This is a genomic window from Kribbella sp. NPDC023972 (genome assembly GCF_040639075.1).
Classification (GTDB): Bacteria; Actinomycetota; Actinomycetes; order Propionibacteriales; family Kribbellaceae; genus Kribbella.
Map to the genome: position 1 here is coordinate 93,409 of NZ_JBEZZH010000006.1, position 11,911 is coordinate 105,319.

The 11,911-nt window shown below is 69.1% G+C and carries 13 protein-coding genes; 9 read left to right on the forward strand and 4 right to left on the reverse strand.

Annotation, left to right across the window (positions count from 1 at the left end; all coding sequences use genetic code 11):
- The first annotated feature begins 24 nt into the window (after positions 1 to 24).
- Genes uvrC through yvcK form a run of 3 tightly spaced genes read left to right on the forward strand, consistent with a single transcriptional unit; the run spans position 25 to position 3,961 of the window.
- Positions 25 to 2,073: an excinuclease ABC subunit UvrC gene (gene uvrC / locus AB0F43_RS23835; protein WP_360480720.1), complete on the forward strand. Its 2,049-nt coding sequence runs from the start codon at positions 25 to 27 to the stop codon at positions 2,071 to 2,073.
- Positions 2,073 to 2,936: an RNase adapter RapZ gene (gene rapZ, locus AB0F43_RS23840; RefSeq protein ID WP_360480723.1), complete on the forward strand. Its 864-nt coding sequence runs from the start codon at positions 2,073 to 2,075 to the stop codon at positions 2,934 to 2,936. Before uvrC ends, rapZ begins: the two co-directional genes overlap by 1 nt.
- Positions 2,937 to 2,992: 56 nt before the next feature.
- Complete coding sequence (yvcK, locus tag AB0F43_RS23845; RefSeq protein WP_360480726.1) at positions 2,993 to 3,961, forward strand: uridine diphosphate-N-acetylglucosamine-binding protein YvcK; 969 nt, start codon at positions 2,993 to 2,995, stop codon at positions 3,959 to 3,961.
- On the opposite strand, the gene AB0F43_RS23850 is transcribed toward yvcK, so the two are convergent.
- Together AB0F43_RS23850 and AB0F43_RS23855 are read right to left on the reverse strand one after the other, a co-directional pair.
- The gene (locus AB0F43_RS23850) at positions 3,962 to 4,741 is read right to left on the reverse strand and encodes a hypothetical protein (protein WP_360480729.1); all 780 of its coding nucleotides are present in this window, start codon (positions 4,739 to 4,741) and stop codon (positions 3,962 to 3,964) included.
- Entirely contained in the window at positions 4,738 to 5,244 is a 507-nt protein-coding gene (locus AB0F43_RS23855) for a SigE family RNA polymerase sigma factor (protein WP_360480732.1), read from the reverse strand. The genes AB0F43_RS23850 and AB0F43_RS23855 overlap by 4 nt, the downstream gene beginning before the upstream one ends.
- 144 nt (positions 5,245 to 5,388) lie before the next feature.
- Between AB0F43_RS23855 and whiA the strand changes: the two genes are divergently transcribed.
- The 6 genes from whiA (at position 5,389) to AB0F43_RS23885 (ending at position 10,425) form a co-directional block, all read left to right on the forward strand.
- On the forward strand, positions 5,389 to 6,372 hold the full coding sequence (whiA, locus tag AB0F43_RS23860; RefSeq protein ID WP_328520667.1) for a DNA-binding protein WhiA: 984 nt from the start codon (positions 5,389 to 5,391) through the stop codon (positions 6,370 to 6,372).
- A 311-nt stretch (positions 6,373 to 6,683) separates the two neighbouring features.
- The gene (gap, locus tag AB0F43_RS23865) at positions 6,684 to 7,688 is read left to right on the forward strand and encodes a type I glyceraldehyde-3-phosphate dehydrogenase (protein ID WP_132145092.1); all 1,005 of its coding nucleotides are present in this window, start codon (positions 6,684 to 6,686) and stop codon (positions 7,686 to 7,688) included.
- A gap of 97 nt (positions 7,689 to 7,785) precedes the next feature.
- Positions 7,786 to 8,988 (forward strand): phosphoglycerate kinase, encoded by a 1,203-nt coding sequence (locus tag AB0F43_RS23870; RefSeq protein ID WP_360480737.1) that lies wholly within the window; start codon positions 7,786 to 7,788, stop codon positions 8,986 to 8,988.
- Positions 8,989 to 8,994: 6 nt separating this feature from the next.
- Positions 8,995 to 9,819 (forward strand): triose-phosphate isomerase, encoded by an 825-nt coding sequence (tpiA, locus tag AB0F43_RS23875; protein ID WP_360480740.1) that lies wholly within the window; start codon positions 8,995 to 8,997, stop codon positions 9,817 to 9,819.
- Positions 9,816 to 10,049 (forward strand): preprotein translocase subunit SecG, encoded by a 234-nt coding sequence (secG, locus tag AB0F43_RS23880; RefSeq protein ID WP_132145086.1) that lies wholly within the window; start codon positions 9,816 to 9,818, stop codon positions 10,047 to 10,049. The genes tpiA and secG overlap by 4 nt, the downstream gene beginning before the upstream one ends.
- Before the next feature lie 16 nt (positions 10,050 to 10,065).
- Positions 10,066 to 10,425 (forward strand): RNA polymerase-binding protein RbpA, encoded by a 360-nt coding sequence (locus AB0F43_RS23885; RefSeq protein ID WP_132210419.1) that lies wholly within the window; start codon positions 10,066 to 10,068, stop codon positions 10,423 to 10,425.
- A gap of 9 nt (positions 10,426 to 10,434) precedes the next feature.
- Here the strand turns inward: AB0F43_RS23885 and AB0F43_RS23890 are convergent, their stop codons facing one another.
- Positions 10,435 to 11,031 carry a hypothetical protein gene (locus AB0F43_RS23890; RefSeq protein ID WP_360480744.1) on the reverse strand — a complete coding sequence of 199 codons (597 nt, stop codon included), beginning with the start codon at positions 11,029 to 11,031 and terminating at the stop codon, positions 10,435 to 10,437.
- 54 nt (positions 11,032 to 11,085) lie between these two features.
- Complete coding sequence (locus tag AB0F43_RS23895) at positions 11,086 to 11,886, reverse strand: isocitrate lyase/phosphoenolpyruvate mutase family protein (protein ID WP_360480747.1); 801 nt, start codon at positions 11,884 to 11,886, stop codon at positions 11,086 to 11,088.
- Positions 11,887 to 11,911 lie beyond the last annotated feature (25 nt).

The following is an 11,911-nucleotide window of genomic DNA, read 5'->3' on the forward strand; positions in this document are numbered from 1 at the left end:
CGTGCGGCGAACTAGGGTGGATGAGTGGCTGATCCGTCCTCCTACCGTCCCGCTCCCGGGTCGATCCCCGACTCGCCTGGTGTGTATCGCTTCAGCGACTCCGCCGGGCGGGTGATCTACGTCGGCAAGGCGAAGAACCTCCGGGCCCGGCTCTCGTCGTACTTCCAGGACCTGGTCAACCTGCACCCGCGCACCCAGGCGATGGTGACGACCGCGGCGAAGGTCGAGTGGACCGTGGTCGGCAGCGAGGTCGAGTCGCTGCAGCTGGAGTACTCCTGGATCAAGGAGTACGACCCGCGCTTCAACGTGAAGTACCGCGACGACAAGTCGTACCCGTGGCTCGCGATCACCCTCAACGAGGACTACCCGCGGGTGATGGTCGGCCGCGGCCAGAAGAAGAAGGGCATCCGGTACTTCGGCCCGTACAGCCACGCCTGGGCGATCCGCGAGACCGTCGACCTGCTGCTGCGCGTCTTCCCGATGCGCTCGTGCAGTAAGGGCGTGTTCAACCGGCACCGCCAGATCGGCCGGCCCTGCCTGCTCGGCTACATCGGCAAGTGCGCCGCCCCCTGCACCGGCCAGGTCAGCCAGGAGGAGCACCGCAAGATCGTCGACGATTTCGCCGCATTTCTCTCTGGTCAGACCGCGACGTACGTCCGCAGGCTGGAGAAGGAGATGAAGGCGGCCGCGGCCGAGCTCGAGTACGAGCGGGCCGCGAAGATCCGGGACGACCTGGCCGCGCTGGAGAAGGCGCTGGCCAAGAACGCGGTCGTCCTCGGCGACGGCACCGACACCGACGTGATCGCGCTGAGCGAGGACCCGCTCGAGGTCGCGGTGCAGATCTTCTACGTCCGCGGTGGCCGGATCCGCGGTGAGCGCGGCTGGATCGCGGACAAGGCGGACGGGACGGCCACCACCGGCGACCTGGTCTCGCGCTTCATCCAGCAGACGTACGCCGGTGACTCGGGTGACACGATACCCCGCGAGATCCTGGTCCCGACCGAGCCTGAGGACATCGCCGCGCTGACCGAGTGGCTGTCCGAGCTGCGCGGCTCGAAGGTGTTCATCCGGGTCCCGCAGCGCGGCGACAAGAAGGCGCTGATGGAGACCGTCGAGCGGAACGCGCTGCAGACGCTGACGATGCACAAGACCAAGCGGGCCAGCGATCTGACCACCCGCAACCAGGCGCTGGAGGAGATCCAGGCCGGGCTCGACCTGCCCGAGGCGCCGTTGCGGCTGGAGTGCTACGACGTCTCCAACCTGCAGGGCACCGAGGTGGTCGCGTCGATGGTCGTGTTCGAGGACGGCCTGCCGCGCAAGAGCGAGTACCGGCGGTTCGTGATCAAGGGGGTCGACGGGCAGAACGACGTGGCCTCGATCGCCGAGGTGCTGACCCGGCGGTTCAAGCGGCTTCTCGACGAACGCAGCGCGGTCGTCGAGGACGGCGAGGACCCGGCGGCGAACCTGATCGACCCGGAGACCGGCCGGGCCCGCAAGTTCTCCTACGCGCCGGGCCTGGTCGTGGTCGACGGCGGGCCGCCACAGGTCGCGGCCGCGCGTCAGGCGATGGACGAGCTCGGCCTCGGCGACATTCCGGTCTGCGGCCTGGCCAAGCGGCTCGAGGAGGTGTGGCTGCCGGACGAGGAGGACCCGGTCATCTTCTCCCGGACGTCGGAGGGTCTCTACCTGCTGCAGCGGCTGCGCGACGAGGCCCACCGGTTCGCGATCACGCACCACCGCAGCCGGCGGTCGAAATCGATGGTCGAGAGCGTCCTGGACGAGGTCGCCGGGCTGGGCGAGGTCCGGCGCAAGACGCTGCTCAGGCATTTCGGCTCGCTGAAGAAGTTGCGCCAGGCAACCATCGACGAGGTGGCGGCGCTTCCCGGCTTCGGCCGTCGTACGGCGGAGGCCGTCGTCCTGGCGGTGAACGCCGCCGCAACGAAGGCCGACACCGGCCGGGCGCCTGCGGTGAACATGGCCACGGGCGAGATACTGGACGACGACGTCCCGGCGCCGGCCGGACTGCGGTCGATTGAAGCGCCCGACGGGGATCCAGGGAGAACAGGTAACTGATGGACGACGCAGGCAATCTCGTCATCGTGTCCGGTATGTCCGGCGCGGGACGGAGCTCGGTCGCGGACGTACTGGAGGACCTCGGCTGGTTCGTGGTGGACAACCTGCCGCCGACGTTCCTCACCACGATCGTCGAGCAGGTGGTCGGCACCGGGGCGGCACCACGGCTCGCGGTCGTCGTCGACGTACGCACCGGGATGTTCTTCGACGAGCTGCCGCAGGCGGTGCACGACCTCCGGTTGAAGGGATACCGGCCGCTGACGCTGTACCTGGAGGCCTCCGACGACGTCATCGTGCGGCGGCAGGAGAGTGTCCGCCGGCCGCACCCGCTGCAGGGCGAGGGCCGGCTGCTGACCGGTATCCAGCGCGAGCGCGAGCTGCTCGGCGACATCCGGGCCGGTGCCGACCTGGTCATCGACACCTCGAACATGAACATCCACCAGCTCGCCGCGAAGATCGTGAACGCCTTCGGCGACGAGGAGAACGCCGAGCTGCGGGCCACCGTGGTGTCGTTCGGCTTCAAGTACGGCATCCCGGTCGACGCCGACGTGGTCGCCGACATGCGATTCATCCCGAACCCGTACTGGCAGCCCGATCTGCGTCCGATGACCGGGCAGGACCGTCCTGTGTCAGACTTCGTCCTCGGCCATCCGCTGGCCCAGCAGTTCCTGCAGAACTACGTGGACGTGCTGGACACCCTGCGGACCGGCTACCTGAACGAGGGCAAGCGCTTCGTCACCGTCGCGATCGGCTGCACCGGGGGTAAGCACCGCAGCGTCGCGATGGCCGAGGAGATCGCCCGGAAGCTGCGCGAGAAGGGGTCACCGACCTTGGTCGTACACCGGGATCTGGGGCGGGAGTGAGCCAGGGCCACCGGGACACCCGTGCCCCCGGAGAGCGCGGACCGGGGGACTCCGGCGTGTCGGTTGGAGGGCGACCCCCAGGCCCCCGCTCGGCGCCCAGGGTCGTCGCACTGGGCGGGGGGCATGGGCTGGCGGCCTCCCTGTCCGCGCTTCGTCACGTCACCGACCAGCTCACCGCCGTCGTCACCGTCGCGGACAACGGCGGCTCGTCCGGCCGCCTGCGCAGCGAGCTCGGCGTGCTGCCACCGGGTGACCTGCGGATGGCGCTGGCCGCGCTCTGCCGCGACGACGAGTGGGGCCGGACGTGGGCCGAGGTCCTGCAGCACCGCTTCCGCAGCGACGGCGCGTTGCACGACCACGCGGTCGGCAATCTGCTGATCGTCGCGTTGTGGGAGTTGCTCGGCGAGGCCGTCGACGGGCTCGACTGGGTCGCGCGGTTGCTCGGTGCACAAGGCCGGGTCTTGCCGATGTCCGCCGTACCGCTGGACATCACGGCCCGGGTGCTCGGCCTGGATCCGGACCACCCGGAGGTGATCACCGAGATCCGCGGCCAGGCCGAGGTGGCGTCGACCGAAGGGCACGTGGTCGACGTCGCGCTCGATCCGGCCGACCCGCCGGCGTGCCCGGAGGCTCTGGTGGCCGTCGCGGAAGCCGACTGGGTGGTTGTCGGTCCGGGGTCGTGGTTCACTTCGGTGATCCCGAATCTGCTCGTCCCGGCGTTGTGCCGCGGGCTCGAGCAGACCAGCGCCCGCCGGATCCTGATCCTCAACCTGGGGGAGCAGAAGGGCGAGACCGACGGCTTCTCGCCCGAGACCCACCTCGAGGTGCTGGCCGCGCACGCCCCCGACCTGCGCATCGACGTGGTCCTCGCCGACGAGGGCCATGTCCCGGACCCGGCGTCCCTGCGCCGTACGGCGGAATCCCTCGGCGCGGAGCTGGTCATCGCCGACATCGCCGACGACGACCGCCACCTCCACCACGCCCCCGACAAACTCGCCAAGGTCTTCCGCGAGATCTTCGCCTGATCAGCGCGGTCCGACCGTGATGTCGCGCTCCATCACCAGCTTGCCGTCGGCGTCGTACCCTCTGGCCTGGAATCGGCTCAGGCCGGGACCACTCGCGGTCAGGCCGAAGCTGAAGAACCCGTCGGAGCCGACCAGTCCCTCGCGCAGCGTGTTGCCTGGACCATCGGCGAACACCCGGTGCAGCGTCGCCGGTCCATGGAACTGATCCGCCGGCCACCGGTCCTTGAAGGTCTCGGCCAGCGGAGTGCGTGCGTACGACGACTCCGACGAGTACATGCTGGATCCGAACAGGGTGCAGGTCGCGGCGACGGTCCGATCGGGGGAGAGCAGCACCGCGAAGAACTTGTCGCCGGTTCCCGTCTTCAACGCGACCTTCCAGGTGCCGTCGATCGGTCCGGCCTTGTCCAATGGACTGGCACCACGGTCGGGCATCGACTGGAGCCACTCGCCGTCCAGTGGGGTGCAACGCTGAATGATCGTCGCGGCGGCCAGTGGGCTCACCGGCGGTCGAGGTTGAATGATCTTGCCCGACTTGGTGTCGATCGTGATCGTCTTGGTCGGCGTCGGCCCCGCGGGTTCCGGAGCCGCCTGGAGATCGGGCCAGGCAGTGATACCGCCGATGATGACCGCGGTGGTCAGCGCGGTGGTGGTGACAGCGGCGATGTGGCGGTTGCGGACGGAGCGGCGGCCGCGGGTGAGGAGGTGGTCGAGGTCGGTGCGCAGCGGCTGGTTCGTGTCGTCGGCGGCTGCGGCCAGGAGGCGTTCGATGTCGGTGCTCACGAGGCACTCCTTTCGTTGATGCCGAGGAGGTCGCGGAGCTGCGCGAGGCCTCTGGAGGTCTGGCTCTTCACGGCGCCTGCGCCGATGCCGAGGATGTCGGCGGTCTGGTCGACGCTGAAGTCGGCGTAGTGCCGCAGTACGACGCAGGCGCGCTGACCGGGCGCCAGTGCGGCAAGCGCTTGGATGACGACCGCGCGGTCGTCGACGGCGGTGAGCGCGTCGGGAGCGGGGCCGGCGTGGTCGCCGGGGTCGTCCAGGTGTTCGCGTCGCCAGGGCCGCCGGGACTGGTCCAGGACAGCGGTCACGACGGCTCGATGGGCGTACCCGACGAGTGCGTCGCCGCGGTCGATCCGGTGCCAGCGGCGGTACACCTTCACCAGCGCGTCCTGGGCGGCGTCCTCGGCACGGTGCCAGTCGCCGCACATCAGGTACGCCGTACGCCGCAACCGCCGGACCGTCACCGCCGCGAACTCGGTGAACTCGTCCTCGTCGCGTCTTCGCATCCGGCCCCCTCCTCTCACGATCTGTCGGCGAAGGAACGCAGCCAACCGCTCGCGAGGTTGCAGACCGCGTGGCCGCCGGCCGTAACCACTGTCGGGACGAGTCCGTTGAACGAGGGTCTTTGACAACGGTGGGAGGATGCCTTCATGGCGATGACAGCACAGGTGAAGTCCGAGTTGACCAGCATTCAGGTCACGAAACCCTGTTGCCGCAAGGCCGAGGTGTCGTCCGTACTGCGGTTCGCGGGTGGGTTGCACCTGGTCTCCGGGCGGATCGTCGTCGAAGCCGAGCTGGACAGCGGGGCCGCGGCCCGGCGGCTGCGCAAGGACATCGCCGAGATCTTCGGCCACCCGTCGGACGTGGTGGTCATCTCCCCGTCCGGAATCCGTAAGCAGACCAAGTACGTCGTCCGCGTCGTCCGCGACGGTGACGCGCTGGCGCGGCAGACCGGCCTGGTCGACAACCGCGGCCGCCCGGTCCGGGGTCTGCCGCCGGCGGTGGTGTCGGGCGCTTCGTGCGACGCGGTGGCGGCCTGGCGGGGCGCGTTCCTGGCCCATGGCTCGCTGACCGAGCCGGGCCGGTCGTCCTCGCTCGAGGTGACCTGCCCCGGTCCGGAGGCGGCGCTGGCGCTGGTCGGCGCGGCTCGCCGACTCGGTATCGGGTCGAAGGCCCGCGAGGTCCGCAACGTGGACCGCGTGGTCATCCGCGACGGTGACGCGATCGGCGCGCTGCTGACCCGGCTGGGTGCGCACGAGTCGGTGCTGGCCTGGGAGGAGCGGCGGATGCGCCGCGAGGTGCGCGCGACCGCGAACCGGCTGGCCAACTTCGACGACGCGAACCTGCGTCGCTCGGCGCGGGCCGCGGTGGCCGCGGGCGCGCGGGTCGAGCGGGCGCTGGAGATCCTCGGCGACGACGTGCCGGACCACCTGCAGGTGGCGGGCAAGCTGCGGCTGGAGCACAAGCAGGCCAGCCTGGAGGAGCTCGGCCAGCTGCACGAGCCGGCGCTGACCAAGGACGCGGTCGCGGGCCGGATCCGCCGCCTGCTCGCGATGGCCGACAAGCGCGCCGCCGACCTCGGCATCCCCAACACCGAAGCCAACCTCACCCCGGAAATGCTCGACCCGGCCTGACCGGATCGTTGTCAACGGCCACCCACGCCTTGCCTGCGCTCGGGCTTGGATAGCTCGGTCTGTCTCACAGTGCGGCGGTCTCCGGGGAGTGTTCGGAGGCCGTCGTACTGCTGTCTCGGGGGTCCGGAACGCGGACGGGTGGGGGAGTGTACGCGGGGGCGGCGTGTACCAGCCGGTGGTCTGGTCTGAAACAGTGCTCGAGACACCGGTGGTCTGATGTGGACGGTACCAGTTGATCGAGTGGGCTCTTGGGCTAGTGTTCGGGCTGTAGCGGCAGTGCTCGAAAGCTAGTTCTGAGGAGACGCAGTCCCGTGACCGTACGCGTAGGTATCAACGGCTTCGGCCGGATCGGCCGTAACTTCTTCCGCGCCGTGCAGGCGTCCGGTGCCGACATCGAGGTCGTCGCCGTCAACGACTTGACCGACAACCAGACTCTCGCTCACCTGCTGAAGTACGACTCGATCCTGGGCCGCTTCCCCGGTGAGGTCTCCGCGACCGAGGACGACATCACCGTCGCCGGTCACAGCATCAAGGCGTTCGCCGAGCGCGACCCCGCGAACCTGAAGTGGGCCGACGTCGGCGCCGACGTCGTGATCGAGTCGACCGGTTTCTTCACCGACGCCACCAAGGCCAAGACGCACGCCGACAACGGCGCCAAGAAGGTCATCATCTCCGCCCCGGCGAAGAACGAGGACCTGACCATCGTGATGGGCGTGAACCACGAGCTGTACGACGCCGAGAAGCACACCGTGATCTCGAACGCGTCCTGCACCACCAACTGCCTGGCCCCGATGGCAAAGGCGATCCACGACGCGTTCACGATCGAGCAGGGTCTGATGACCACGATCCACGCCTACACCCAGGACCAGAACCTGCAGGACGGCCCGCACAAGGACCTGCGCCGCGCCCGCGCCGCCGCGCTGAACATCGTGCCGACCTCCACCGGCGCCGCGAAGGCGATCGGCCTGGTGCTGCCGGAGCTGAAGGGCAAGCTGGACGGTTACGCGCTGCGCGTCCCGACCCCGACCGGCTCGGCCACCGACCTGACCGTGAACGTCGGCCGGGAGACCTCGGTCGAGGAGGTCAACGCCGCCGTCAAGGCCGCCGCCGAGGGTGCGCTGAAGGGCTACCTGAAGTACACCGAGGACGAGATCGTCTCCACCGACATCGTCACCGACCCGGCCTCCTGCATCTTCGACGCCGGCCTGACCAAGGTGCTCGGCAACCAGGTCAAGGTCGTCGGCTGGTACGACAACGAGTGGGGCTACTCCAACCGCCTCGTCGACCTGGTCAACCACGTCGGCGCCTCGCTCTGACACTTCACACGCGACAGCCTGCGTCCGGACGGCCGGCGACATCACTGTGCCCGGTCCGGACGCAGGCTCATCCCTGAGCCGCAAGGATTGCTGAACTGTGAAGACCATCGAAGACCTCGGGGACGTGGCCGGCCTGCGGGTGCTGGTGCGCTCCGACCTGAACGTGCCGATCAAGGACGAGACGATCGGTGACGACGGCCGGATCCGGGCCAGCCTGCCGACGCTGGTGAAGCTGGCCAAGGCCGGCGCCAAGGTCATCGTCACCGCGCACCTCGGCCGCCCCAAGGGCAAGCCGAACCCCGAGTTCACCCTGGCACCGGTGGCCAAGCGGCTCGGCGAGCTGCTCGAGCCCGAGGGCATCACCGTGCACTTCGCCTCCGACGTCACCGGTGACAGCGCCCAGTCCGCCGTACAGGACCTGGACGAGGGCGAGGTGCTGCTGCTCGAGAACGTGCGGTACGACGCCCGCGAGGAGAGCAAGGACGAGGCCGAGCGGGGTGCGCTGGCCGAGGAGCTGGCCGCGCTGGCCGACGTCTTCGTCAGCGACGGCTTCGGCGTCGTGCACCGCAAGCAGGCCAGTGTGTACGACGTGGCACGCAAGCTCCCGCACGCGGCCGGTGGCCTGGTGCTCGCCGAGGTCGACGTACTGAAGAAGCTGACCGAGCAGCCGGAGCGCCCGTACGTCGTCGTGCTCGGCGGCGCGAAGGTGTCGGACAAGCTGGCGGTGATCGACAACCTGCTGGCCAAGGCCGACAAGCTGCTGATCGGCGGTGGGATGGTGTTCACCTTCCTGAAGGCGCAGGGTCACGAGGTGGGCAAGAGCCTGCTCGAGGAAGACCAGCTGGACACGGTCAAGGGCTACCTCGAGACCGCGAAGGCCAAGGGCGTCGAGATCGTGCTGCCGACCGACATCGTGGTCGCGCCCGAGTTCAAGGCCGAATCCCCGGCCACGGTGGTGGCCGCGGACGCGATCCCGGCCGACCAGCTCGGCCTGGACATCGGCCCGGAGTCCGGCAAGGCGTTCGCCGCTGAGATCGCCGGTGCCAAGACGGTGTTCTGGAACGGCCCGATGGGTGTGTTCGAGATGGCCGCGTTCGCCGGCGGAACCAAGGCCGTCGCGCAGGCGTTGACCGAGGTGGACGGCCTGAGTGTGGTCGGTGGCGGTGACTCGGCCGCGGCGGTTCGCCAGCTAGGCTTCGCCGACGACCGGTTCGGGCACATCTCCACCGGCGGTGGCGCGTCGCTCGAATACCTGGAGGGCAAGGAGCTCCCGGGTCTCGCCGTACTGGAAGAGGACTGAACTCGGATGGCCGACGCTGCCAACGTTTCGACAGCTGCCCGTACGCCGTTGATGGCGGGCAACTGGAAGATGAACATCAACCACGTCGAGGCCGTGCACCTGGTGCAGAAGCTGTCGTGGACGCTGCAGGACAAGAAGCACGACTTCGAGCGGGTCGAGGTGGCGGTGCTGCCGCCGTTCACCGACCTCCGCAGCGTGCAGACGCTGGTCGACGGTGACCGGATGAAGATCAAGTACGGCGCCCAGGACGTGTCGAAGTACGACGCGGGCGCGTACACAGGCGAGATCTCGGCGTCGATGCTGGCCAAGCTCGGCTGCAGCTACGTGCTGGCCGGGCACTCCGAGCGCCGGCAGTACCACGCCGAGGACGACGCGCTGGTGAACGCGAAGGCGGCCAAGGCGCTGGAGAACGGCCTGGTTCCGATCGTCTGTGTCGGCGAGGGTCTGGACATCCGCAAGGCCGGCGAGCACGTGGAGTACACGCTGGCCCAGCTCGACGGCGCGCTGGCCGGGCTGAAGCAGGACGACGTCCGCAAGGTCGTGATCGCGTACGAGCCGGTCTGGGCGATCGGCACCGGCGAGGTGGCGACTCCCGAGGACGCGCAGGAGGTCTGCGCCGCGATCCGGGGCCGGCTGGAGGAGACCATCTCACCGTCGGTGGCCGACTCGGTACGGATTCTTTACGGTGGGTCGGTGAAGATGGCCAGCGCAGGTGGCATCATGGCTCAACCGGATGTCGACGGCTGCCTGGTCGGAGGTGCGAGCCTTCAGGTGGACGAGTTCGCCGGTATCTGCCGTTACCTGGACCTTCAGTTAGGCTACTCCTCGTGATTCTCGCTTTCTCGATCGTCGTGATCGTCTGCAGCCTCATCCTCACGCTGCTCGTGCTGCTGCACAAAGGCCGCGGTGGCGGTCTGTCGGACCTGTTCGGTGGCGGTGTCTCGTCCAGCCTGGGCGGCTCGTCGGTCGCCGAGCGGAACCTGGACCGGATCACGATCGGTGTCGGTCTGATCTGGTTCGCCGCCATCGTCGCGCTCGGCCTGCTCTACAAGCTCGGCTGAAGGGGAGTAGGTTCCGGTGGCTGGTGGTGGCAGTGCGATTCGTGGCAGCCGGGTCGGAGCGGGCCCGATGGGCGAGGCGGAGCGCGGCGACACCGCGCCCCGGCAGCGCATCGTGTTCTTCTGTGCGAACGGGCACGAGACCGCGACGGTGTTCGCGGTCGAGGCCTCGATCCCGGAGGCGTGGGACTGTCCGCGGTGTGGTCTGCCGACCAGCACCGATGTGAACAACCCGCCCCCGCCCCCGAAGATCGAGCCCTACAAGACCCACTTGGCCTACGTGAAGGAGCGGCGCAGCGAGCAGGAGGCGGCCGAGATCCTCGAGGAGGCCCTGGAGAAGCTGCGCGCCCGGCGCGCCCGCGGCGAGGTCATCTTCTAGGTACGACGCTCACAGCCCGGACCGGTCGTGGATCGGTCCGGGCTGTTGGCGTTCCCGCATGCGGCTGACGAGCAGCGCCCACGTGGGAAACAGGACGTAGGTGCCGAGCCAATTGAAACCCGCGATGTACGTGTACGCGGGAGCGGTGTCCATGTCGTCCACTCCGGCGGGGATGCCGGGTACGCCGATCAGGCCGATCAGCATCACCGCGCCGGCGATCGTGCCAAGGAGCGGCAGGCGGCTCGCGGAGCGATCTGTGCCGGCGAGCCGGCGGTTGACGGCGATGAGCCAGCCGCCGATCAGGGCGAAGCCCGCGCTCGACACCAGGCCGGCCAGGTAGTAGCCCGTCGTATCGGACAGGATCAGCACGGAACCGACCACGGTGATCGCGCTGCCGACACCGGCAAGGGCGACAGCAGCAGCTCCGGCCTGCCGGATCGACCAGGCCAGCACGGCACTGAGCACGCCCAGCAGTGCGTTCCCGACGTCGTTGACGGGGCCGAACACACCGCCGATGGCGAAGAACACCGCTAGGCACACCGCGGTGCCGAATCCGACCCACCCGAGAACCCTTGCCACCCCGCGGGCCCGCGCGTCGATGTCCATGGCCCCACCCCTCTTGCGGCCGACTGTCCCTCGTGAGCGCACGGTTTGGCAAGGCTAGTGGCGAGCGAACAGCTGGTTGAGCTCGGACTGGGGGATCTGGTCGGCGGCGAAGTCGATCGTGCCGGTGGTGAGGAGTTCCTGCGCGGCACGTCGTACCAGTCCCAGAGCGGCGCGGGCGATGCTGCCGCCGAGGCTGATGCGGGTGACACCGGCAGCCTGCAGGTCGGCGACGGTAAGGGTGGACGAGCCCAATCCCAGTACGACGTTGAGTGGGCCGGCGATCTCGTTGACCAGTGTTGCAAGGTCTTTGAGGTCGTTCACGCCGGGGACGTAGAGGCAGTCGGCACCGGCTTCGTGGAAGCGGTTCGCGCGGTCGATCGAGTCCTGCAACGACGTCGGCGTCCGCAGGAGTTGACCGTCGGTGCGGGCGGTGAGGACGAAGTCAGGGCCGGCGGCCTCGCGGGCCGCGACGATCCGCTCGACCGACAGCTCGACGTCGTACAGCTCCCGCCCGTCGTAGTCCTCGATGTTCCCGCCGGCCAGCCCGGCTTCCCGCGCCAGCGTGATCGTCTCGGCAACCTTCTCGGGCTCGGATCCGTAGCCGTCCTCGAGGTCGCCGTTCACCGGTATGGCGCTGGCCGCGGTGATCTCCCGGACCCGCGCGAACATGTCCTCCCGTGACACCGCCGGCGCACCGTCCGGCAGGGTGTGGTCACCCTTGCCGAGCGAGAACGCGATCCCGGCACTGGTGGTCGCGATCGCCGGGAAGCCGGCATCGGCGAGCACCACCGCGCTACCGGCGTCCCAGGCGTTCGGCATGACGAAGAACCCGTTGTGCAACTCGCGAAACGTCATACCGACGATCCTTGCAGCTGGACAC

Bases quoted from the DNA above. Each gene is read 5' to 3' on its own strand.
- rapZ (WP_360480723.1), top strand. From the start codon at position 2,073: ATGGACGACGCAGGCAATCTCGTCATCGTGTCCGGTATGTCCGGCGCG.
- AB0F43_RS23855 (WP_360480732.1), bottom strand. From the start codon at position 5,244: ATGCGAAGACGCGACGAGGACGAGTTCACCGAGTTCGCGGCGGTGACG.
- whiA (WP_328520667.1), top strand. From the start codon at position 5,389: ATGGCGATGACAGCACAGGTGAAGTCCGAGTTGACCAGCATTCAGGTC.
- tpiA (WP_360480740.1), top strand. From the start codon at position 8,995: ATGGCCGACGCTGCCAACGTTTCGACAGCTGCCCGTACGCCGTTGATG.
- AB0F43_RS23890 (WP_360480744.1), bottom strand. From the start codon at position 11,031: ATGGACATCGACGCGCGGGCCCGCGGGGTGGCAAGGGTTCTCGGGTGG.
- AB0F43_RS23895 (WP_360480747.1), bottom strand. From the start codon at position 11,886: ATGACGTTTCGCGAGTTGCACAACGGGTTCTTCGTCATGCCGAACGCC.